Annotated in this window: 16 protein-coding genes and 4 pseudogenes; 15 read left to right on the top strand and 5 right to left on the bottom strand. The window is 54.7% G+C overall.

The genetic code is table 11. The features are described 5' to 3' along the window. Nucleotides 1-5 precede the first annotated feature (5 nt). Nucleotides 6-1,841: a type I polyketide synthase gene (locus tag J7E41_RS09915; RefSeq protein WP_214992233.1), complete on the top strand. Its 1,836-nt coding sequence runs from the start codon at nt 6-8 to the stop codon at nt 1,839-1,841. Between the two features lie 154 nt (nt 1,842-1,995). Here the strand turns inward: J7E41_RS09915 and J7E41_RS09910 are convergent. Then, a pseudogene (locus J7E41_RS09910) lies at nt 1,996-2,130 on the bottom strand (IS3 family transposase); the annotation flags it as partial. A gap of 325 nt (nt 2,131-2,455) precedes the next feature. Between J7E41_RS09910 and tnpB the strand changes: the two are divergent. Next, nucleotides 2,456-2,581, top strand: a complete 126-nt coding sequence (tnpB, locus tag J7E41_RS28410) for an IS66 family insertion sequence element accessory protein TnpB (protein ID WP_353049398.1) — start codon at nt 2,456-2,458, stop codon at nt 2,579-2,581. A gap of 249 nt (nt 2,582-2,830) precedes the next feature. On the opposite strand, the pseudogene J7E41_RS09900 reads toward tnpB, so the two are convergent. Further along, nucleotides 2,831-3,076: pseudogene (locus J7E41_RS09900) on the bottom strand (IS66 family transposase); the annotation flags it as partial. Nucleotides 3,077-3,078: 2 nt separating this feature from the next. Here J7E41_RS09900 and J7E41_RS28040 point away from each other — a divergent pair. Beyond that, nucleotides 3,079-3,414: a hypothetical protein gene (locus J7E41_RS28040; RefSeq protein ID WP_251029429.1), complete on the top strand. Its 336-nt coding sequence runs from the start codon at nt 3,079-3,081 to the stop codon at nt 3,412-3,414. Between the two features lie 110 nt (nt 3,415-3,524). Continuing rightward, entirely contained in the window at nt 3,525-3,935 is a 411-nt protein-coding gene (locus tag J7E41_RS28035; RefSeq protein WP_251029428.1) for a reverse transcriptase domain-containing protein, read from the top strand. A 505-nt stretch (nt 3,936-4,440) separates the two neighbouring features. On the opposite strand, the gene J7E41_RS09890 is transcribed toward J7E41_RS28035, so the two are convergent. Both J7E41_RS09890 and J7E41_RS09885 read right to left on the bottom strand, forming a co-directional pair. Continuing rightward, the gene (locus J7E41_RS09890) at nt 4,441-5,076 is read right to left on the bottom strand and encodes a DsbA family protein (RefSeq protein ID WP_214992229.1); all 636 of its coding nucleotides are present in this window, start codon (nt 5,074-5,076) and stop codon (nt 4,441-4,443) included. 556 nt (nt 5,077-5,632) lie between these two features. Then, nucleotides 5,633-6,172, bottom strand: coding sequence for a fimbrial protein (locus J7E41_RS09885; RefSeq protein ID WP_214992226.1), 540 nt, complete (start codon nt 6,170-6,172; stop codon nt 5,633-5,635). Nucleotides 6,173-7,337: 1,165 nt separating this feature from the next. On the opposite strand from J7E41_RS09885, the gene J7E41_RS09880 reads away from it, so the two are divergent. The 11 genes and pseudogenes from J7E41_RS09880 (at nt 7,338) to J7E41_RS09830 (ending at nt 21,601) form a co-directional block, all read left to right on the top strand. Beyond that, nucleotides 7,338-7,868, top strand: coding sequence for a fimbrial protein (locus tag J7E41_RS09880; RefSeq protein WP_214992224.1), 531 nt, complete (start codon nt 7,338-7,340; stop codon nt 7,866-7,868). Nucleotides 7,869-8,500: 632 nt separating this feature from the next. Then, a complete protein-coding gene (locus tag J7E41_RS09875) occupies nt 8,501-11,119 on the top strand; it encodes an outer membrane usher protein (RefSeq protein ID WP_214992222.1) in 2,619 nt (872 codons plus the stop codon). 6 nt (nt 11,120-11,125) lie between these two features. After that, nucleotides 11,126-11,905 (top strand): fimbria/pilus periplasmic chaperone, encoded by a 780-nt coding sequence (locus J7E41_RS09870; protein ID WP_435304116.1) that lies wholly within the window; start codon nt 11,126-11,128, stop codon nt 11,903-11,905. A 40-nt stretch (nt 11,906-11,945) separates the two neighbouring features. Next, entirely contained in the window at nt 11,946-12,557 is a 612-nt protein-coding gene (locus tag J7E41_RS09865) for a fimbrial protein (RefSeq protein ID WP_214992220.1), read from the top strand. Next, nucleotides 12,550-13,068 carry a fimbrial protein gene (locus J7E41_RS09860; protein ID WP_214992219.1) on the top strand — a complete coding sequence of 173 codons (519 nt, stop codon included), beginning with the start codon at nt 12,550-12,552 and terminating at the stop codon, nt 13,066-13,068. The genes J7E41_RS09865 and J7E41_RS09860 overlap by 8 nt, the downstream gene beginning before the upstream one ends. Next, on the top strand, nt 13,065-13,589 hold the full coding sequence (locus tag J7E41_RS09855; RefSeq protein WP_214992217.1) for a fimbrial protein: 525 nt from the start codon (nt 13,065-13,067) through the stop codon (nt 13,587-13,589). The genes J7E41_RS09860 and J7E41_RS09855 overlap by 4 nt, the downstream gene beginning before the upstream one ends. Nucleotides 13,590-13,603: 14 nt before the next feature. Continuing rightward, nucleotides 13,604-13,933 carry a hypothetical protein gene (locus J7E41_RS09850; protein ID WP_214992214.1) on the top strand — a complete coding sequence of 110 codons (330 nt, stop codon included), beginning with the start codon at nt 13,604-13,606 and terminating at the stop codon, nt 13,931-13,933. A 39-nt stretch (nt 13,934-13,972) separates the two neighbouring features. Further along, on the top strand, nt 13,973-14,563 hold the full coding sequence (locus tag J7E41_RS09845) for a reverse transcriptase domain-containing protein (RefSeq protein WP_214992211.1): 591 nt from the start codon (nt 13,973-13,975) through the stop codon (nt 14,561-14,563). Nucleotides 14,564-16,643: 2,080 nt separating this feature from the next. Next, nucleotides 16,644-16,904 (top strand): co-regulatory protein PtrA N-terminal domain-containing protein, encoded by a 261-nt coding sequence (locus J7E41_RS09840; protein ID WP_214992208.1) that lies wholly within the window; start codon nt 16,644-16,646, stop codon nt 16,902-16,904. 426 nt (nt 16,905-17,330) lie between these two features. Beyond that, nucleotides 17,331-18,487, top strand: a pseudogene (locus tag J7E41_RS09835) (efflux RND transporter periplasmic adaptor subunit). Between the two features lie 15 nt (nt 18,488-18,502). After that, nucleotides 18,503-21,601, top strand: coding sequence for an efflux RND transporter permease subunit (locus J7E41_RS09830; RefSeq protein ID WP_214992206.1), 3,099 nt, complete (start codon nt 18,503-18,505; stop codon nt 21,599-21,601). Nucleotides 21,602-21,628: 27 nt separating this feature from the next. On the opposite strand, the pseudogene J7E41_RS09825 reads toward J7E41_RS09830, so the two are convergent. Continuing rightward, nucleotides 21,629-22,700: pseudogene (locus J7E41_RS09825) on the bottom strand (IS630 family transposase). Between the last annotated feature and the right edge of the window lie 99 nt (nt 22,701-22,799).

Below are 22,799 nucleotides of genomic sequence, written 5' to 3'. Positions count from 1 at the left end.
TGGATATGAGTGAAAAGACTTTCAGCGTAGCCATAATCGGGATGGACGGGCGGTTCCCAGGTGCAAGCGACGTCACCGAGCTATGGGAAAACTTATGTAATGGCGTCGAAAGTGTCAGAAAGATTGATCGGACAACGCTGCTGAACGCGGGTGTCCCTGCGGATGAACTCGACCGCCCCGACTATGTCCCGTATGCGGCGCCGATAGACGATTACGATTGCTTTGACGCTGCGTTCTTCAACGTACCTCCGAGCGAAGCACAGATCATGGACCCGCAGCAACGCCTGCTGCTGCAGTGCGGCTGGCGTACGCTAGAGGATGCAGGATACGTCCCGGGACGCATTGAACAGCGCGTGGGTGTATTCGTTGGCTCGGGTGGATCGGTGACGAACGCCCTTTGGACTCATTGGGAGCGCCGAGGCGAATTCATCGGCAAAACTGGGGGCGGCTGGCATCTGGGTAACGACAAAGACTTTTTGCCGACTAGGCTTTCCTACAAGCTGGACCTGCGGGGACCCAGCGTAGCGATCCAGACCGCGTGCTCGACGTCGCTGGTCGCTGTGCACTTCGCTATTTCCAGTCTTCTACGCGGAGAGTGTGCGATGGCGCTCGCAGGGGCATCGAACATTCGTGTGCCGCATCTGAGCGGCTACCTATACGAAAAGAACAATATTTACGCCAAGGATGGTCATGTCCGACCATTCGATGCTGAGGCCAGCGGTGTCGTCTTCGGTAGCGGTGTGGGCTTAGTGCTGCTCAAGCCCCTTGAACAAGCGCTGACTGATTGCGACGCCATTTATGCAGTTATCAGGGGCTCAGCTATCAATAACGATGGCGGAAAAAAAATGAGCTTCATGTCGACTAAGGTCGACGGGCAGGCTGAATGCATGCGACTGGCGTTGGCGGACGCCGGCGTAGAGGCTGCGAGCATCGATTACATTGAGGCGCATGGCACAGGCACGCTGGTAGGCGATCCGCTCGAGGTACAAGCGTTGACCCAGGTGTTCGGAAATTTGGAGGGCTCTGACAGATCTATTAGACAAGGAAGCATCGGACTGGGCTCCATCAAAGGTAATATAGGCCACGCCGATAGCGCTTCGGGCATCGCAGGCCTCATCAAGGTAGCGTTGTCGCTCAAGTACGGTCAGGTGCCGCCATCAATCAACTGCACACAGATCAACCCAAAGATTAAAATCGAGACCAGCCCGTTTAGGATAAACACCGCCGTTACAACTTGGGGGGAGGGCGCCTCCACCCGAAGGGCGGCGGTGAACAGTTTGGGCATCGGAGGAACGAATGCTTTCGTTGTGCTTGAAGAGGCCCCTTCGTTGGCGAGAACCGAACCTGCGTACACAAGCCTAGAGGCTAATAGCTGGCACCTGCTGACGCTTTCGGCGAAGTCGAAGGAAGCCCTTCAGTCAAGGGTCCAGGATTTGTACGCTTGGGCGTGTCGTCAAAGTACGGTGGATATGGAAGACCTCGCCTCAACCCTTTATTTCGGCCGCGCTCATATGAATCACCGTTGCGCTGTGGTCGTGTCCGGACTAGGCCATGTGCTCGAGAAGCTGCAGGTGTTGCAGGGTGAAAGCACAGCGATCGCCGAAGGTTGCTTCTCCTCGACGCTCCGGCATGGTCAACGCGGCAATCATTCTCCGCTGGTGTTGGACCTTATGATTGCCGCAGCTTCAAATAAAACCTCGGAGGAGGATTTGAAGCAGCCTCTCAATGCATTGGCGCAAGCGTATTGCGATGGCATCGACCCAAACCTGAGCGCGATTTTCAAAGCACCTTTCAAAAAACTGCACCTCCCTGGGTATCGGTTTGTCAGAGTCCGGCATTAACCGGCAGCTGAGCGATTGCGCGAAGGCCGTTCGTTTGGCTAGGCAACTGGGATTTGGTTCCGGCTATAGGTGAACTGATACTCTACGTTACGATATCTGCGGACGATGTCAGTGACAGTTTTGCTGGTACCGAGCTCCAGAGCGATTGTATTGGTCAGCTAATCCCGGACACGATGTTAAATTTTTTCTCGGCCTGTGCCGGGGCCAGCCCATTATTCAACTGATGCGGTCTGATCCAGTTGTACCGATGCATCAGGTAATGACTGATGTCGTGGTGCGCCTCTTGAGCTGGCCCACAAATGGATTTGGCTGCATCATTAAAAAAACCGTGGCTCTTCAGCCTGCGCTCATCCCGCTGCATCCTCAGATGCTCGGCGCTGGAACGTATGCTCAGCCCTCCAGTACGGCCTTGAAATCCAGCATCCGCGCGCACCCGTCAAGAAGACTTGGCCAGTGGACAGCTCAGCCGCCCGCGCAAGCTTTCTTCGAGCGCTGTTGCGATGATCCGCATCGATACCATCTGGCTCGCCACCGAGCCGATGGACATACGCGCCGGCACCGCCATGGACCGCGTGATTTCAGTGTTCGATGCGGTGTAGCCGCACTGTGCTTATCTGTTCGCCAACTGCCGCGCTACCCGCATGAAAGTCGTGGTGCACGACGGGTTGGGCATTTGGTTGGCGGCACGTGGGCTCCAGCAAGGCAAATTCCCCGAAATAGCCTGGCTCTTGCTGCCTTAACAACGGGTGCCGTGCAGTCGGAAGACAGGTGTCCACTGCACTTCTCGGGGCTCGGCTATTCAAGCCCGTTTTGACGCCAGTGGAGATTTCGTCTCTTCATCAGTCAGTTCACTTGCGTTCACCTACCTGGGCCTTACGTGACAGTAGTTTCTCTGCCTTTTCCCGAATCGCTCACCACCAACATGCTGAACATGTTCGCAGCATCGGGTCGTTTGGTCAGTGCGCCTGTACGCCCTGACCGTCCATCCACCTTGGAGCATGGAGTGCCATGCAGCCGATTTTAGTCACACCGAGTTCGAAGTTGGCCTTGTAACCGCCGAAATCATCGCAGACCAGCCTGCCCTTCCAGTCTTGCAGAAAGTTACACGCATGCTCGCCGGCGCGGCTGGGGCTGAAGTCGTAAAAGACTGCCGCTGTTTCGCAGAATTGGCTGGTGGCGTAGGCCCAGACATAAGAGCGGTGGGTTATCTTCGAACCCGGAGCGAGCATCTGCACCGTTGCTGCACCACGTCACACCGCAGTTATTGGCGCAGAGCTTCTATGCCCTGCGTCGCGATGCAGCGGTGAGCGTGGACGGCATGTCGTGGCGAGAATACGAGCAAGGTCTTCTCCAGCGGGTGAGCAAGTTGCACGCAGGACTCCACAGTGGAGTCTATCGGGCAGCACCGTCACGGCGGGTCTATCTCCCCAAAGCCGACGGCCGGCTGCGTCCGCTGGGCATTGCCTCTCTGGAGGACAAGATCGTGCAGCAGGCAGTTGTTACTGTTCTGCATGCGATCTATGAAGAGGACATCCTCGGGTTCTCGTATGGGTTTGGGCCGGGACGTAGCTAGCACGATGCGCTGGATGCGTTAACAGCCGCGCTCAAGGGCCAGAAGGTGAACTGGATATTGGATGCGGAGATCACGTCGTTCTTTGATGAGATCGCCATGGATGGATGCTGATGTTCCTAGGACACCGGATTGCAGACCGGCGCCTGCTCGGGCTTATCTGTAAATGGCTTCAGGCGGTTATGGAGGATGGCCGTAGGGTGGCTGCGACCCAGGGAAGTCCCCAAGGGGCAGTGATCTCGCCGTTGTTGGCGAATATCTATCTTCACTACGTGCTGGATCTATGGGTAAGGCAGTGGCGCCAACGGCATGCCCGTGGCGAGATGATTGTCGTACGTTATGCGGACGACGGTGTGGTGGGTTTCAGGACGCAATGGTTGGCAAAGCGTTTCATGGCGCGGTTGCAGGAACGGTTGGCCAGGTTCGGTTTATCGCTCAATGCCTCGAAGACACGACTGATTGAGTTTGGTCGTTTTGCTGGGAGAAATCGCAGAAAGAGAGGGCTAGGTAAGCCAGATATTTGATTTTTTGGGGTTCACTCATTGTTGTATTACCCACAGAAACGGGCGCTTTCAAATCCTGCGACTGAAGGTTAAGAAGCGAATGCGTGCGACGCTGCTGGTAATTTGGGATGAGCTGAAACGCCAACGCCACGAATCTGTTCAAGTCGTAGGTCAGCGTAACCCCGTAGCGGTGCACTTCTATCGATTGCGCAGGTGATCATGAGTTGATGGCAAAACTGGTAAGACCGTGGCCAAGAGAATCTGACCTGCACAGCGTGCCCCGAGCACACGGATCTATTGAGAACTCGGCCAGCGGATTCCATCAGGGACAGCGGCAGCGCCGCACCGAAAGTCCGGATGTATGAGTGCAATCTCTGCCTGCGAGCCGTCACAGATTGAAAACTTGGCAAACTGGGGGCATCCATGTATGTGCGGGGAGTGGTAGGTAACTGACATTCCTACCGCGACCCGAAAACCGTCGTTTTCGAGAGATAATGATCTCTTCCTGCAGTTGTTGGATTAGTCCTTATGGGGCTGATTTCAAAAGTGTTTTTACTGCCGCCTCTAAAGCAGCCTGGGGTGCGGTACCCACGAGCATCGTTTCACCGAACAACGTGGCGGGGGTTCCCCATACACCCAACCTTTGCGCTAACTGTTCATTCTTTTCGAGAGTGTCCTCCGTCTCTTGCAGTGGAGTGAGAGGTGGCGCAATCCCGGAGTATTGCTGGATAGCGTCAATGCTGTTGAGGTCATGGGCGCTATTTTTGGCCATCAGGCGCTGATGCAGCAGTGCAAAAGCACCGGGATGTAGTTTCCAGGCCGTCAAGGCCACTTTTGCGGCATGGCGAGAGCTTTCGTGGCGAAAGGCCAATGGTTTGAGGATGACTGCGACCTCAGGGTTATCCGCGATCAGCTTTTCGAGCTGGGGATCAAATTTCTTACAGACAGAACAGTTATAGTCGATAAAGCTGACCAGCACGACGCGGGCGTCTTTCGCACCCAGGCGCGGACTGCTGGGATCATTAAATAAGGCTTCATGATTATCCTTAAGAGCCTGCGCTAACTGCGCCTCATCGAGGGAGGGCTGAGCTATCGTCAATGACGCGATGCCCATCAACATACTGATTATAAAAATAGGTAAAGTTAAGGAGCGTTTTTTCACAGTGGGTATCTCGGAAGGACATTCAGGGTAAGTCGTGATGTATTTACGCGTCTTCGGCGGCGTTGCTTCTTGTGTAACCCTGAAGAGGCTTGTTTATAGGTATGTAATTTCGACGGTAACCGCGGCGCTTGCATTGCCACCGGTTATCTCGTTTTTTGTCTGTATATGCCAAACGTTGTGAGGGTGTTTTCGCCAGAAAGGTGCGGGGATCACTCTGTCGTTCCTCCCGGGGCAAGGATGCCGGAGCACGTATTATGTGACACTTGTATCGCAGCGGCTGTCGCTCCACCTGCGTTTAATTTAAAGGCTTGGTCATTACCAAGGTTGGCCGCACCCGAATACTTCGCTGAATTCCAGTATCGTCATGCTGAGTTGAAGCGGGAGCAGAGAAATCGGGAATATTTACCTCGCAAGGCAGAATGCTCAGAGTAGTCATTCGACGCTCCAGTTAATGTACAACTAAATGACAGCATATTTTCAATATTGAGCTGTCATCGGTAGTGTTTTAAGCGTGTTATGGGGAAAACCTGTTGGATGTGAGAAAAGTGAAATCATTTCAAATGTAGTCAATTGTGATGACAAATTGAGCATTTGCTCCCCCGCCCACGATGGTATCTTTGGTTTGCACGTACTGAACCCGATGCTTATAAAACTCGCCTGAGTTCCTCCTCCCCCACTGTAGCTCATTGCCCTGAATAATAGGAATGTTGTCGCCGGCGGAATCCTCCCACGCCAGTCGAACACCCACACCTACCGCTCCGCCGGTTACCTTAAATGTACCTGGGAGGTCAGGGTCCACAGAGCCGTTGTATGTCCATCGCATTTGAATGGGTTCGCCCGGGCCGCCAATGCCAGAGCATCCGGTTGACTTTATATATAAAGCTTTCCAATCGGTTCCAGTGCCGACACCTCTAAAAACAGCGCTGTCGACTATCCCCATGTCTACGTTTGTACTGGCGAGATCAAATGTGCATTTAGCTGGAACTCTGATGGTGCCTGTGATATTAACGGTCAGGGTGTCAGCTGCGTTAGCAATACTGCCCCCCAAGAGTAGAACGGCACAACAAAATAATCGTGGTGCGATAAAATTGTGCATGTGAGACTCCATGATAAAACAAATAACTTCTTTATAGTGAGGTCATTCCAATGGTGCCCTCAATAAGAAACGTCTCAAAGCGAACTTCTGTTGATATGGTTCGCATCAAGCGCTACTGGAGTGCAGTGCATCGAAATGGTATTCCGATGCGGTGTAGCCCTTTCGAGTGTTCATTGTCTGCCTTGGGGTGGTGGCAGAAAGCGTGGATCCCCGGAAACAAGCCTTGGGCTAGTGTTCGTAAGCAATCACTCTCTTCGACTTGCTCTTGGTGGCGGGCAATCTTGATCAGATTCTGATTAGTGTCGGGGTCGTTGCGTGGCCGTAGGTATTCGCGTCCCCACTGAGTGAGGGGCTTCAGCGGGTCTGTTTCTGGGTTCGGTTGTAGCGTTGCGGCAATGCTGCATGGCAATCAAGCGCCTGCCGTTCGGGCGTGATCCAGAAATTTTGTATGTTGGGGATCGCAGTGCTGTCGCAGAAAGGTCTTCTTGCGTTAATTGCGCCTGTGCCTTGTATCCCGTGATGAAAAGCACCAGGGTCATACGGGTCGTTATTACACGGCCATTAACCCTGGTGAGGGTCCTGTGATACGACGCGACGCGCGATGAGTGTGTCGGAGGGGAGGGCTTCGACTATTGCATTGATGTGCCTTTTTGTTGTGGCTGTAGCTCATCTTTGAGACAAGTCTTTTTATTATGGCTGCAGCTTGCCTTTGAGACAAATCTTGTGGCGGGATTCGGTATTTAGGTATTGGTAAAGTTGCTTCGTCTATTGAATTAGATGTGCCTTTTTGTAGTGGCTGTAGCTCGTCTTTGAGACAAGTCTTTTTGTTATGGCTGCGGCTTGCCTTTAAGACAAGTCTTGTGGCGGGCTTCGGTATTTAGGTGGTGGTAAAGTTGCTTCGTCTGTTGCATTAGAAGTGCCTTTTTGTTGTGGCTGTAGTTCGTCTTTAAGACAAGTCTTGTGGTGGACTTCGGTATTGTCGAGTTTAATTGCTTCGTGGCGCTGGTTGGTGGTTTGCGATCTGTATCTGTGCAACTTCTAACTGATTGTAGGTCGCTAGCTATCAGGTTCAAAGTCATATGTCTGCTTTGCATTTGGTTGTGATGAATGGGATGTAAAATGCAATAGTCATCCTGCCGATTTAATATATTGAAGGAAATTTATAATGACGTTGAATAAGTTCACCTTGGCCGCCTTGCTGGCTGTCTCTGTTGCCTCTACTGCGCAAGCGGCGGGTAATGCGGGTGTGATCAAGTTTGAGGGTTCGATTGATACCGCACCTTGCTCGATTAAGCCGGGTGATGATGGTGATAATCAGGTTATTCCGATGGGGGGGATTTCCGATGTAGCGTTGGCGGCGGGTGGTACTTCGATCCCTGAACCATTTGAAATTCAACTGCTGGGTTGTTCACCTGCGACAGTCGGGCAAACTGTAGAGGCGACATTCAACGGTGCGGTGTCCACTGCGGATCCGGACGGTTATGGTCTGTTCGGTGTGGCGCAGGGAGCAGCCCTGCGCATTCAAACTGTTGACGGTGTTACGGTGAAGCCTAACACGGCTGCCGCACCGCAAGTCTTGGCGGAAGGAAATAACACCTTGCACTTCCAGGCGTTGCTTAAAGGTCATGGCGCTTCTACGACTATTGTTCCAGGTGATTTCAATGTGCCTACAACCTTTACTCTGACCTATCGATAAGAGTTCAGCGAAAGAGCTCGGTCTATGGAGGGGGCAGAAAAGCATTTCTCGCCCTCTTTGTTTATTCAGTGCAAGCGTATGAGTGTGGCTATGACCGGACAGGTTCGGATGTCGCTGGGGTTTGCTCTGGCAGTGTGTTGCAGCTCAGTTCCTCCCGTGATGGCGGCAGGCCCCATGCAAGGGCAGGTCTCGCTGCTAGGGTCCATTGTAGCGATCCCTTGTACGATTGAGGCGGGGGATATGCGTCAAGTCTTGGACTTGGGGGAAATGCCTCTCCATCAGCTTGTGCGTGACGGGGCAGGCGAGCCTTTGCCTTTCTCCATAGGTCTTCGTGGGTGTCGGATCGAATCTGCGCGTTCGATGCCGCAGCGGATGCAAATACTCTTCGACGGCCTTAATGACGGAGGGAACTTTGGTGTTACCGGCACCTCGCGTGGGGTAGCGCTCATGATTCGCGATGCCCGGGGGCGCGAGGTTACTCCTGGCGGGCGAACCGAGTCAGTGTCGATAGGCAGCGCTGATATGGACTTACGCTACACCCTGACTCTGGTGGGTAACGGGGAAGCGCTTCAGGCTGGAGGTTACCAATCCACGGTAAACCTCAGAGTCGTTTATTTTTGAAGGTCTTTGTTATGATGCCTGCTTCTTCTGGTCCTGTAGCTGAGACCATTCGCTATATTACATTGGGTGCACTTTTTGTATTGGCCACCACGGACTCGCTGTTGGCATCAGAGGTGCAGTTTAATACGGATGTACTGGACCTGAAGGATCGTGACAACCTTGACCTGAGTCATTTTTCCCGCAAAGGCTACATATTGCCGGGCACTTATTCGCTGGCGGTGAACCTGAATTCGGTCACCATGCCAGAACGCGCCATCAATTTCTATCCGCCCGAAGACGATCCACAAGGCAGCGAAGCCTGCTTGACGAGCGAATTGGTCTCTCAGCTGGGCTTGAAAAAGGAGGCGGTGAAAGATTTGGCGTGGGTGCGTGGCGGGCAATGCCTCGCCTTCAGCAGCCTGCCGGGGCTTGAAGTGCGGCCCGAACTCGGTGACTCTACACTATATCTGAGTGTGCCCCACGCATTGTTGGAGTACAGCAGTCCTGACTGGGATCCACCATCACGTTGGGAGGACGGGCTGCCGGGATTGATGTTTGATTATAATTTTTACGGTCAAACTCAGCGTCAAGCTGTCGGTGGAGACTCCCACAGTCTGAGTGGCAATGGAATCGTTGGGGCTAACCTGGGTGCGTGGCGTCTGCGTGCTGATTGGCAGGCGCGTTATGACAGCCCTGCGAGTGGCCAGCAGGGCATCGGGCACCAGATGGACTGGACGCGCTATTACGCGTACCGGGCCTTGCCGCAGATGGGAGCTAAACTTGTCTTGGGCGAGGATTATCTGAACTCAAAGCTGTTTGATAGTTTCCGGTTTTCCGGTGCCAGCCTTATGTCTGATGACAACATGTTGCCGCCAAACCTGCGCGGTTACGCGCCCGAAGTGACGGGTATTGCTCGTGGCAACGCCAGGGTTGTCATTAGCCAGCAGGGGCGAGTAATTAAAGAAGTCTCTGTGGTCGCAGGGCCATTTCGTATTCAGGACTTGAACAGTGCTACCTCCGGAAAGCTTGATGTTCGAGTGGAAGAGGCTGATGGCAGTGTTCAGGAGTTTCAAGTCAATACGGCCAATATTCCGTACCTGACACGGCCGGGGCAAATTAACTATAAGGCCGCCATCGGCCGAACGTCCGAGTTCGACCAAGGTGCCGAGGGCCCTGTGTTCGCCTCGGGAGAGTTCTCCTGGGGCGTGAGCAGCGGCTGGTCGTTAATCGGTGGCGGTATTATGAGCGCTGATTACAAGGCGTTAAACGTGGGCGTGGGACGTGACCTTTTGGCGCTGGGAGCTCTGTCATTTGACGTGACCCAGTCGTCTGCTCGCTTGCCAAGACAGGCTGCGCAGAGCGGCAAGTCATACCGCGTGAGCTACGCTAAACGTTTTGAATCATTAAACAATGATATTTCGTTGGCTGCTTATCGATTCTCCGACAGTGGCTACATGTCGATGGGCGAATTTCTCAATGATCGGCAAGGTCACGATCTTTCAGGACGCAGCAAAGCCACTTATTCCTTTAGTACCAACCAGCAGTTTGTTGATCTAGGGCTCAGTGCAAGCCTCAACTATAATCGTCAGACGTATTGGGATCGGGAGGCCGAAGATCGCTACACCTTAGGCCTGTCGCGTAACTTTAATTTTGGGAAACTGCGTAATGTCAGTATGTCTTTGAACGCTAGCCGCACGATGTCTCACGGTATCAAAGACGATAGCGCGTACGTGACGGTGTCGATGCCATGGGGTGACTCAGGCACTGCGAGCTATAACGGGAACTACTCCGGGGGCACAGTTCGCAATGGGGTGAGCTATTATAATCGCTTGAAAAGTGGCGATAGCTATCAGGTCGGTACCAGTGTGGATGAGGAGAAGACCTCGTTCGATGGCAGTTACCAGCACGAAGGTTCCATGGCGCGACTCGATGCTTCGGCCAGCTATCAAACGGATAGCTACAGCACTGCAAGTCTTTCTGTACAGGGCGGTGCGACGTTGACTCCTGAAGGCGGCGCGATGCACCGCACTGGTCAGATGGGTGGAGCGCGCATGCTGGTTGACACCGATGATGTGGCGGGTGTGCCTGTCGGTGGCTATGGTAACCCGGTATACAGCAATGCCTTCGGCAAGGCGGTAGTCGGCGATGTCAGCAGTTACTATCGTAGTACTGTACGTATTGATGTGGATAAACTTGCTGACAACGCTGAAGCTTCTCAGTCGGTAGTACAAGGTACGCTCACCGAAGGCGCGATTGGTTATCGCAGTTTTCGAGTGATTCAGGGTGAGAAGGTAATGGCGGTGATCCGCATGTCCGACGGGACGTACCCGCCGTTTGGGGCAACCGTGGTTAATGCCAAAGGGCAGGAAACGGGGATTGTCACCGATGAGGGCGCTGTATATATGACTGGCATTACACCTGGGCAGGGTATGACTGTGCGCTGGGGGACCGGGCAGCAGTGTGACGTCATGCTGCCAACTGTCCTGCCAACCGTGCTGGGCACCTCGATACCTTTGGCTTGTACACTGAATGCGGCAAAGGCTGAGGTAAGCGCCGATACCCGTCAAAATGCACCACGGGTCAGGGCGCTAAGGGCTGAGGGAAGTACCGACGACAGTCAAGGGCTGTTGGTATTCACCAGAGTGCAATGATAACGAATGAGCGACCTTACGATGAAATCTATGATGTGGAAAGCCCCGCTGGTAGCCGGGCTGTTGTGCCTGACTGCGCAATCGGTGCAGGCGGCAATTGCACTGGACCGTACGCGGGTGGTGTTTCCGGGGGGCGAAAAGTCCGTCACTCTGAGTATTAACAATCAGAACACTAAAATGCCCTATCTGGCGCAGGGCTGGATTGAGGATTTAGAGGGTAAGAAAGTCACCTCACCGATCATCGTGGTTCCCCCGGTACAGCGGTTAGAGCCGAACGCCAAAGGTCAGGTCAAGCTGCAGGATGCAGGACTCTTGAGCCTGCCACAGGATCGTGAGTCGGTATTCTATTTCAATCTGCGGGAAATTCCCCCGAAAAGTGATAAGGCCAATACACTGCAGATTGCGTTGCAGACCCGTATCAAGCTGTTTTATCGCCCGGCCGCCCTTGCAGAAGCGGCGGCAGCTCAGCAAGCGGCGCCTTTTCAGGAAAAACTGACCCTGAGTCGCCAAGGTGATGTGTATACGGTGAATAACCCCACACCGTATTACGTGACTTTGGTTAAGGCCACTGACAAGAAAGACGGTGAAACCAATAAAGGCTTCGAGGCGGTGATGGTTGGGCCCAAGAGTAGCATGCCGATAGGGGGGAGCGCTTCCGCATTAGGGGCTGCGCCAACCTTGGTCTATGTGAATGACTACGGCGGTCAACCCGCGCTGACGTTCAAGTGTACAGGGCAAACCTGCACGGTGGATGTGGATGCAACTCGGCGCAATACAGCCCAATAACGAATGAAAGCTGGCGCAGTCAGAGAGCGGGGGAAATGAGATGACCATACATAACAGGCAGGAAGGCGGGGCTAATCCGCGACGGAGCCTTCAGCAGTTAGCTCCTTTACTGATTTTTCTGCTTTCTCCGCCGATGCTGGCTGCGAATGAGGGAACAGTTGGTGAGCACGGTGTATTGCATATATCAGGGTCCTTGACCGAAAGTGCTTGCCGGTTGGACATGACTTCGGCGTATCAGGCCGTAGACATGGGCAATGTTGGCACTGCACAGCTGCAGCGTGCTGGAGACCAGGCAGCTCCCGTGCGTGTGCAGTTACGCTTGCAGGATTGTCTGCGGGGCGCCTCGAACCAACGAGACAAGCTGGGCAATCTCACGTGGAGCGCCAGCATGCCATCGGTGTCCTTCAACTTCACAGGAGCACATGATCCTGACAATCCAGCATTGCTCCAAGCTGCCGGTGTTGGCGGGATGGGACTGCGGATGACAGACCAGGATCGTCGTGATGTCGGTTTGGGTTTGCGCGGACAGCCGTTGCTGCTTAATCCCGGTAATGACCTGCTGACCTATTACATTATCCCGGAACGTACCGCCGCGCCGCTGCAGGCGGGGGTTTATAACGCCCTTGTTATGTTTAGGTTGAATTATGAATAACCTAATACCTGCGTTCAGAAAAACGCTTGTACGAAGTATGTATGCCACCCTGTTGGGGGGGATCGGTTTGTTCTCCAGCGGTGCGCAGGCTGATATTTTGAATATCGGTATCACCGGACAGATTGCGGTGACGACTGTGTGCACCATTAACGGCGGCCATCCCATTGACGTGGATTTTGGCGAGGGCCTACTGACAACTCACGTCGACGGTGTCCGTTATGCCAAAGAAATTCCCTTTACCATGGCTTGCACGGGCACACCGTCCACTCTGGCGCTGTGGGTGCAGGGTAGTGGCGCCATCTTTGATGGCGCAGCCTTGCAGACCGATCTTCCGGACCTGGGAATACGCTTCTTGAAATCAGACGGTTCACAGTTGAGCCTTGGTGACAAGATCGACTTTACCGACCCATCTGCTCCACCTGCTCTTCGAGCCGCCCCAGTGAAAAAAGCCGGTACCAACCCCGCAGGTCGGTTTAATGGTGCGGCAACGCTAAGAGTGGACGTGGCATGAAAAAAATATTGGTTATGCTCGGCGCAGTGTCTGTCATGTTGCTGGCGATGTCAGCCCAGGCCGCGCCCGTCTCCTTCACCGGCGAATTACGTCAGGGAGCCTGCACTATCCGCCCAGGGGACGAAGATATCGCCCTGGATATGGAGCAGATGCTGGATAAGGACCTGTACTTGAATACCCGCATGCCGGGGAAAGACTTTGCCATACACCTTGATGGCTGCGACGTGAGCGTAGTTGATGGTGTGACAATAACTTTTACGGGGGCTGAGAGTATGCAGTTGCCGGGCTTATTGGCCTTAGATGGAAGCAGTGTGGCATCAGGTATTGCGATTGGCGTGGAAAGTCGGGCGGGGGTGATGCTGCCCTTCAACACCGAGAGTTCGGAGTATGGATTGGTGACCGGCAGTAACGAGATTGCACTGCGTGCCTATGTGCAGGGCGAGCCGGAGGCCATCGCCAACCGAAGCATTGGGCTGGGGACCTTTATGGCCACGGCGACGTTTGAACTGGTCTATCAGTAAGGCGGCCTAGGTAGATGGGAGATTTATCTTCAGCACTCGCGGCCAATGAGGCGTGGAGGCAGGCGTATACGTGGCTTTGTCGTCAGCTACGACATGCGCCGGCTAACAGTGATGTATGGCGCATTCGTTTTCATTGGTCACGCGACGGTGCGGCCTTATTAGCAACGGTGCTGGCTGGCAATTGTCGGTTATTGGCTATACGTATTGTGCGCAACAACCAGGATGCATTTATCGCGCTGTGGGGTGCTCAGGATGCGTTGGTGCTCAAATGGGTAGTGCAGATTGCCTTCCGTTGCATCGGCGCTGTTTGCATGTCAAAGGCCATGGCGCACGAGAGAGTCTGAGACAGGTGGCTGCAGGGCTCGGTTAGCAAAAATTTCGATATGTTTATCGTACCGATATTCGCGGGTATTACCGCTCCATCAGTAAAAGGCAAGTTTATAGTTTGGTTACACAATGGATTTCGAATCCATTACTATGCGACTTGGTACGGCAGTTTTTATATTACACTAGTAGAAAATGGCGGTGAGTTTTTCACTCCGGCGACCGGTATCAGCCGTGGCTGTGCACTAGGCCCATTGTTGGGTGCTGCTCTTTTGCCTCATGTTGATGAATATTTTGCAGCACAAACAGATTTGTATTACGTAAGATATATGGACGACTTCTTACTTCTAACCGGTCGGCGATGGCCGTTACGGCGTGCAGTGAGTCGGCTCAATGCGTTTTTTAATGTGGGCGGCTTTGAGGGCCATCCGGATAAAACTCAGTTGGGTCGTGTTGAAAAAGGATCTGATTGGCTGGGGGTATGGTTTGGGCCTGATGGGCCGACCATTACCCCTCGCGCAATCGAAACCATCGCATCAAACGCTTGCGGCTTTATGAGCAAGCTCGGGCCAGAGGGTTGTCGGAATCGGCGGCCTCTGATCGGGTGCGGGCGTATCAGAAACGGTGGGATAGGTGGAGTGGGTCGGTGACGACGAATCCACTGTAAATACCGATGGGCTCGCCCCTCGACCTCAGGTGGGCGTGCATCCGCGACTCAACCCAGGCAAGGGCACCCGTCGCACATACGCCCCACGAATGCAAAACGGACGGAACATACCACATGCGATACCTCACGCCCCTTCTCGCCACGTGTATGGCGGGCCTGATGACCACAACCCACACCGCAAGTGCTTGGCAAACTAGTATAACAGCCGCGCCGGGGAGGCATGAGGGCGACTTCATAAGGTACCCAGGCTCCGTCTCGTTAATAAATGACGGCAAACCTGTCGGCGGTAGAGGCCCCGGAGGGCAGTATCGATACTTCGGCATTAGCGGCCTCTACCGCCAGGAGTTGTATCCCTCGATATTCATCTCGGAGTGGGCTGGACGCAACCAAACGTCTGGCGCCGGGTACTTCGTCACCGTGCCCGCGACGGCAACTAACGACGAAGCATTAGCTGCTTGGTACGCACGGTGGGGGGGATCGCTCACGAACAATAATATGTGGTCAAGCGCATCTATTTCAAATGGCGGACGCGTCCTGGAAGTCTGCACCGGGTGGACATGGGGCGTAAGTGACCGTGGCGGGAGCCAAGCTTATATCATACCGGGTATGGGGAACCGGTGTGCTCCCCCGCCGCCAACGCCCTCAACGTGCTCATTCACCGGGGGTAATGTAGAACTCAACTTTGGAACGATGGACGCCGCAGAATCAAACGGGGCGCTCGCGCAGACGACAATCGCCTTTACTTGCACGGGGCCCGCAACTGTTCGGGTGCAGTCACGCACCGAACAACCCGTCCCCGCGGGGGGGCGTCGCAGTGTGACGCTGACATTTAATGGACGCCCCTTGGGCGAAACAACACCGTTACCTGGCGGGGACAGTAGCGGTGTTCTCGCCGGCGTCCTCAGCAACCCTTCTCTGGAAACTGGTACAATCAACGCATCATCCGTTCTAGAAATAAGCCACTTATGAGTCGTACTTAGTAGCAGTGACGCAACATGTACTACCGCGGCTGCCTGAACAAACGGAGCCATTGACCGCAATCGTCCGACCAACGCGGCCATAGAACGAAATTCTATTGTCACACCGAACGGCAGTGCCGGGGGCTTGCTGCAGCAACATAACACCATGCAAGCCCGTTCATGCCTACGCCAGGCCGGAAGGATGGCGTCTCCTCCCGCGTGAATAAGCAAGGCCGGGGGTACGGCCGGATTCACCCATAACACACACGCATCCCGGGAAGGGGGGGACGCATGTCGGCTGCTGGGGATCAACCGATCCGGTTACGAAAGGTTAGGGGGGGGGGCTGGCGCGCCGACAACGCTTAGAACAAAAACGGGGCAACCGCGCCGAATGTCGAGAATGGCGGTTGCAATGACCGGCGATCTTAGCGTAAAGCGTAGCGCGCCCGTGGCATGGAAGTAGGCGTTTTATAAAAATCGCTGCTGGATGCTCAACTACTGACCTGCGGACGGACTGGAAGCATAAGTTTGTTCACCCGACCGATAGCAAGTACGACCTTCGGGTTTCCGAAAATGCGGCGAATCACCAATTCGAACGCCGAGGCGTGGAACAAAAATTGATGACAGATATTACCTACGCTAGGTCGCGACGGGTGGGTATGCCTGGTCGTGGCGATGGACTTGTTCTCACGCAAGAGCGTTGGTAGGGCCATGGACCCGAATATGATCGCAGGGCTGGTGTAGTGCAATGCAGCTGGCTGTTGCGCAGCGTCATCCACCACTGGGTCTGCGCGGGCAATCGGGGCGATCTTGTTGAAATAGGGGTGTCAGCGGGCGAAGGAGCGTGTATTTCAGAACTTGACCGAATGGTTACTGGCCACGTCTACCGAACTACACAAGGGGCCAGAGGGATTTCAGTCATTTTCTGATACATCGGTACAATTGGACTCAACCCCGCTCTATTCTACGGGGAGGGGCAGGCGCCAGTCCATGGGCGAGAAAAAACTTAACGTCAGGGGCGGGATAACTGTCCACTGAAAGTTTCTATCTCTCAAGCAAGGATTGCACACTTAAAAGTGGAACCTTTTAACGTCTGCTTAATCAATGGGTGCCAAAATTCTCGAGGTAATAATATCGCTGTCTATCTTCAATAAAGGGTTGTATATGTCCGTGGCTAGAATTTACTCAATCGCTATTTTGCTCATGTTGCCGATCATCTCCAACGCCGAGGGCGGCGGTGATCGTGTTATCGAACGGCATGAAAAAATGCGCGACGCACAGTTAGCGGAACGAGCTAAAAGCATGGGCGAAGATAAAGAGTCTGTCGCCGAGCAGAATACTCAAGGAGAAGAGACAGATGGATAACTGTCGAAGGCTCCATCTATAGTGCTCAAATGAAAAATATGGTCGACTCTACTATTGCGATGCTGACGAATAAGTTGGTTTTTGGCTTGCTTATCTCTATCCGGCTTCTGCATCAGGTATCCAATCGTTGGAAGAGGGTCGCTCCTGGCAATTTTGAAAGCAGGAGCGCCTTCTAACGTTGCTCTGTAAATGAGGGAGTTTGCTGGGTTAGACGGCTCTTCTCGCCAGCTACTGATCGGCGGTCGCCCTACCCAAAAATCGGTAGTTACTGAAAAAACCAGGTCAGAAATAAGGAATGTGTCCCTATGGATGTATATAAAGCGGATAGTGCCTAGGTAAACCCCTCTAAATTAACCGTTATAAAGCTCCATTACGCCTCGCGTGGGAATCCGCAGGACGCCAAGCGGGCATCATTGAGGTTGTTGCGTGCCAAAAAAACTATTAGCAACTCTTGGCCTAATTGCGGCGTCACTTGCACTAGTTGGCTGTGGTAAGTCCTCTCCTAGAGAAGAAGCTGGATCGCTGGCCACGGTTCGCATTGAAATCATCGAGCCCCGGCCGCTGTCGATCAGCAGCGAACTGAACGGGCGTATTGCCGCGCCACTATTGCCGAAGTCCGCGCCCGTGTGCCCGGCGTTGTGCTGCAGCGTAACTTTCGCGAAGGCAGCGACGTGAAGAAAGGCGACGTGCTGCTCCGCATCGACCCGGCGCCGTTCAAGGCTGACCTGGACAGCGCCGAAGCAGCGTTGCGCAAGGCCGAGGCCAATGCGTTTCAGGCGAAGCTGCAGGAACAACGCTACGCCCAGTTGATCGACGACAAAGCCATCAGCGCTCAGGATTATGACAACGCCCGCGCCAATTCCCGGCAAACGGCCGCTGATGTCGCCGGCAACAAGGCTGCGGTGGAACGGGCCAGATTGAACCTGGGTTACGCCACCGTCACCGCGCCGATTTCCGGCCGTATCGGCCGCGCGCTGGTCACCGAAGGCGCGCTGGTCGGGCAGAACGAAACCACGCCACTGGCGCTGATTCAGCAGCTCAACCCCATTCACGCCGACCTCACCCAGTCGACCCGTGAACTCAACGAATTGCGCCGTGCGTTTCGCTCCGGGCAGTTGCAGGAAGTCGGTCAGGATCAGGTCAAGGCCACGCTGATTCAGGATGACGGCAGTCTCTACCCATTGCCGGGCAAGTTGCTGTTCAGCGACATCAGCGTCGATCCGGGTACCGGTCAGATCATTCTGCGCAGCGAGTTCCCCAATCCCGATCTCGACCTGCTGCCGGGCAGTTTCATCCGCGTACGCTTGCAACAAGCGACCGTGCAGAACGGCATCACCGTGCCGCAACGTGCGGTACAGCGTGACAGCGCAGGTATCGCTCAGGTGCTGACCGTCGACGAGCAGATGCGCGTTGCCGAGCAACCGGTGCAACTGGGCGCGGTGCAGAACAATCGCTGGATCGTCACTGGCGGCCTCATGCCCGGCGACCGCATCGTCATCGAAGGTCTGCAACACGCCCGCCCCGGCGAAACCGTGCAGATCGACAACACCCCTCTTCCAGTTGCCCAGATCTCTGGTCAGTAAGCAGGACGCTTTTTTATGCCGCAGTTCTTTATCGACCGCCCGGTGTTTGCCTGGGTGGTCGCGCTGTTTATCCTGTTGGCCGGTGCGCTGGCCATCCCACAGTTGCCGGTTGCACAGTACCCCAATGTTGCGCCACCGAAGATCGAGATCGAGGCGACGTACCCAGGTGCATCGGTACAAACCGTCGATGAAAGCGTGGTCAGCCTAATTGAAGAAGAACTCAATGGCACAAGTAATCTACTGTACTTCGAATCGCAAAGCAGTCTTGGCAGTGCAACCATCACTGCTACGTTCAAGCCTGGAACTAATCCGGACATTGCTCAGATAGACGTACAGAACCGGCTCAAAGCAGTTGAGTCACGTCTACCTCAAACAGTGATCCAACAAGGGTTGCAAGTTGAGAAGGTCTCGACCAGCTTCCTGCTGCTGATTACCCTCACCTCCATTGATGGCAAACTCGACAACGTGACGCTCAGCGATTACCTGGCGCGTAATGTCATGAATGAAATCAAGCGCCTGGACGGTGTTGGCAAGGCCTCGTTATACGGTGCCGAGCGGGCCATGCGGATCTGGATCGACCCGCAAAAGCTGATCGGATTCAACCTGACGCCGGCCGACGTCAATGCCGCGATTGTCGAGCAGAACGCCCAGGTCTCGGCAGGCAGTATCGGTGACGTGCCGAATTCCGTCACACAAGAAATCACTGCAGCCGTACTGGTCCAAGGCCAGTTGTCGACACCGGAAGAGTTTGCTGACATCGTGCTGCGGGCCAATGCCGATGGCTCTGTCGTACGCATGGGGGATGTCGCGCGCGTCGAGATGGGTAGTCAGGAGTACCAGTTCTCAACCCGCCTTAATGGCAAGGCATCCACTGCCATCAGTGTGCAGTTGGCCCCTGGCGCTAACGCCCTGCACACCGCCACGCTGATCCGGGCGAAGATGGATGAGCTGTCACGTTACTTCCCGGCCGGTGTGGAATACCAGCTTCCGTTTGACACATCGCCTTTCGTCAAAGTCTCGATCAGCAAAGTGTTCTACACATTGGTCGAAGCGATGGTGCTGGTCTTCGCGGTGATGTTCCTGTTCCTGCAGAACATCCGCTACACGCTGATCCCGACGCTGGTGGTGCCCGTTGCGCTGATGGGGACGTTAGCCACTCTGCTGGTGCTCGGTTTTTCGATCAACGTACTGACTATGTTCGGTATGGTGCTGGCCATTGGTATTTTGGTTGACGATGCCATCGTGGTGGTGGAGAACGTCGAGCGGATCATGGTCAACGAGGGACTCTCGCCCAAAGAGGCAACCCGCAAGGCCATGCATCAGATTACCGGGGCAATCGTCGGCATTACCCTGGTATTGGTAGCCGTGTTTATACCGATGGCCTTCATGCCAGGAACGGTAGGCGTGATTTACCAACAGTTCTCGCTGTCGATGGCCACCTCTATCCTCTTTTCCGCGTTTCTCGCTCTCACGCTGACACCGGCCCTCTGTGCCACCTTGCTCAAACCCAATACCCAAGGCGAGCACGATAGCAAAGGTGGTTTCTTTGGCTGGTTCAATAGACGCTTTGATCAACTGACGGCGCGGTATGAGCGCTGGGTTGCTCATGCACTAAAGCGCAGCGGTCGTTACTTGCTGGTCTATGGCGTGCTGTTGATCGGCCTGGTGATCTGCTTCAATCGACTGCCCACATCGTTTCTGCCGGTCGAAGACCAAGGCTACACCATCACCGACATCCAGTTACCGCCGGGGGCTAGCAGAAATCGCACAATACAGGTGGTCGAGCAAATTGAGGCGCACAACGCCACCGAACCGAGTATTGCTGACAGCACCATCATTCTGGGTTTCAGTTTTTCCGGTAGCGGCCAGAACGCAGCGTTGGCGTTCAGTACACTCAGGGATTGGTCAGAGCGCGACAGTGATGACTCGTCCGCCTCCATCGCAGATCGCGCGAGCCTCGCCTTCAGCCAGATCAAGGACGCTGTCGCTTACTCCGTACTACCGCCCCCAGTGGATGGCCTGGGAAACTCCAGTGGCTTCGAATTCCGTTTGCAAGACAGGGGAGGTTTAGGCCATAAAACCTTGATGCAAGCACGCACTGAGTTGCTTGCAGCCGCAGAAAAAAGCCCGGTGCTTGTCAACGTGCGCGAAAGTGCATTGGCCGAAGCCCCGCAAGTGCGGCTGATCGTTGACCGCAAACAAGCCAATGCCATGGGCGTTTCGTTCGCCGATATCGGCAATGTATTGTCTACCGCTGTGGGCTCGGCTTACATCAACGACTTCCCTAACCAGGGGCGGATGCAACGGGTTGTGGTTCAGGCCGAAGGCGATGATCGCAGTCAGGTGGCTGACTTGCTGAAAATGCATGTACGCAACAACACCGGAAAAATGGTACCGCTGGCAGCGTTCGTGCTCGCAAAGTGGACCGTGGGCCCTACGCAGCTCACACGCTACAACGGCTACCCGGCCATCAGCATTTCCGGTGAGCCAGCGCCTGGTTACAGCTCCGGGGAAGCGATGGCGGAAATCGAACGACTGGTCGCCCAGGGGCCGGCAGGGCTGGGTCAGGAATGGACCGGGTTGTCGTTGCAAGAGCGGATATCCGGCAGTCAGGCGCCACTTCTATTGGGGTTGTCTTTGTTGATTGTGTTCCTGTGCCTGGCAGCGTTGTATGAGAGTTGGTCAATCCCGACCTCGGTACTGCTGGTGGTGCCGTTGGGTGTGCTCGGTGCGGTACTGACCGTTACCCTGCGCGACATGCCCAACGACGTATTCTTCAAGGTCGGACTGGTCACCGTCATTGGCCTATCGGCGAAGAATGCGATCCTGATCATCGAGTTCGCCAAGAGTCTGTACGACGAAGGTCATGACCTGGTCGACGCCACGGTGCAAGCTGCGCGCTTGCGTCTGCGGCCGATTGTCATGACCTCGCTGGCGTTTATCCTTGGTGTGGTGCCATTGGCCATGGCCACCGGTGCCAGCTCGGCCAGTCAGCAAGCGATCGGTACAGGGGTGATCGGCGGGATGATCTCTGCGACCCTAGCGGTAGTCTTTGTTCCGGTGTTCTTCGTGGTCGTGATGAAGTTGGTACGTAAACGCCCTGAGGTGAGCTAGTGAGGTGTTTCACAAATAACATCGAAACTACTTACCCAGCGCTTTTGCTGCGCAAGCGACGGAGCCAAGGATATCCTCCGCGTTCTTGTGCCAGCGAAATGGCTTCGGTTTCTGGTTGTAGGTTGCAAGGTAATACTCAATTGAGGACTCCAAGTCTTTCACACTGACAGGCGCCTGGCGCTTGATCCATTTCTCGCTCAGCGTTGAGAAAAACCGCTCGACCAGATTCATTCATGAGGCAGAAGTGGGGGTGAACGGATGCTGTAACGCGGACGAGCCGCCAGCCACGCTTTGACCTTGTCGGTCTTATGCGTTGCGTAGTTACCTATAACCAGATGGATTGGCACATCGGCCAGCACTGATGCATCGACCTCTTTGAGAAACGACAGAAACTCGATGCTGCGATGCTGACGCTTCAGTCGGCCGATAACCTCGCCCGTTGCTACGTCCAGAGCGCCGAACAGCGAGGTCGTTCCATGCCGTTTGTAATCGTGCGTGCGGGTTGCGGGATTGCCTGGTGATAGCGGTATCCAGGCTGCGTGCGGTTCGAAGCCTGAATCTGGCTCTTCTCATCAACGCGCAGCACCAGTGCTCTTTCGGGCGGATCCAAGTACAGCCCAACGTTGTCGTGAACCTTGTCGACAAACAACGGATCAGCGGAGAGCTTGAAGGTTTTCTCCAGATGCGGCTTGATCCCGAACGCGTGCCAAATACGCATGATGCTGGCAGGAGATAAGCCCGTCTCGCGGCACATGCGCCGCGTACTCCAGTGACTGGAATCGTCGGGCTTACCTTGCAATACCTGGTTTACCACTTGCTGCACTTGCTCATCCGAAATGGTACGTGGCCGACCAGAGCGCGGTTCATCGTTCAAGCCCAGCAAGCCCAATTTAGAGAAACGCTGGCGCCATCGTGACACCACATCCTTGCTGGTGCTCAAGCGCAGAGCGATGTCGTTGCCTGACTCGCCGGCTGCACAGGCGAGGATTATTTCCGTGCGCAGGCGTGCATCCTGGGCGCCTTTGCGAAGCTTGATCCGTCTGAGCAGTTGCGCTTTTTCAGTTTCAGAAAGGGTAATGACAGTTGCTGGTCGGCCCATGTCGACACACTGCTCTCGATGAGTGAGTTTCTAAGAAGCGTAGACCAAATTTTCAGTGGTACTTCTGAAGCACCACACTAGTGTCCTGAGTTAGAAGTT

Origin of the sequence: Pseudomonas fluorescens, assembly GCF_018614655.1 — a bacterium.
Taxonomy (GTDB): Bacteria; Pseudomonadota; Gammaproteobacteria; order Pseudomonadales; family Pseudomonadaceae; genus Aquipseudomonas; species Aquipseudomonas fluorescens_BX.
Note: the sequence above shows the minus strand (reverse complement) of the source record. Positions and strands in the feature narration are given on the sequence as shown.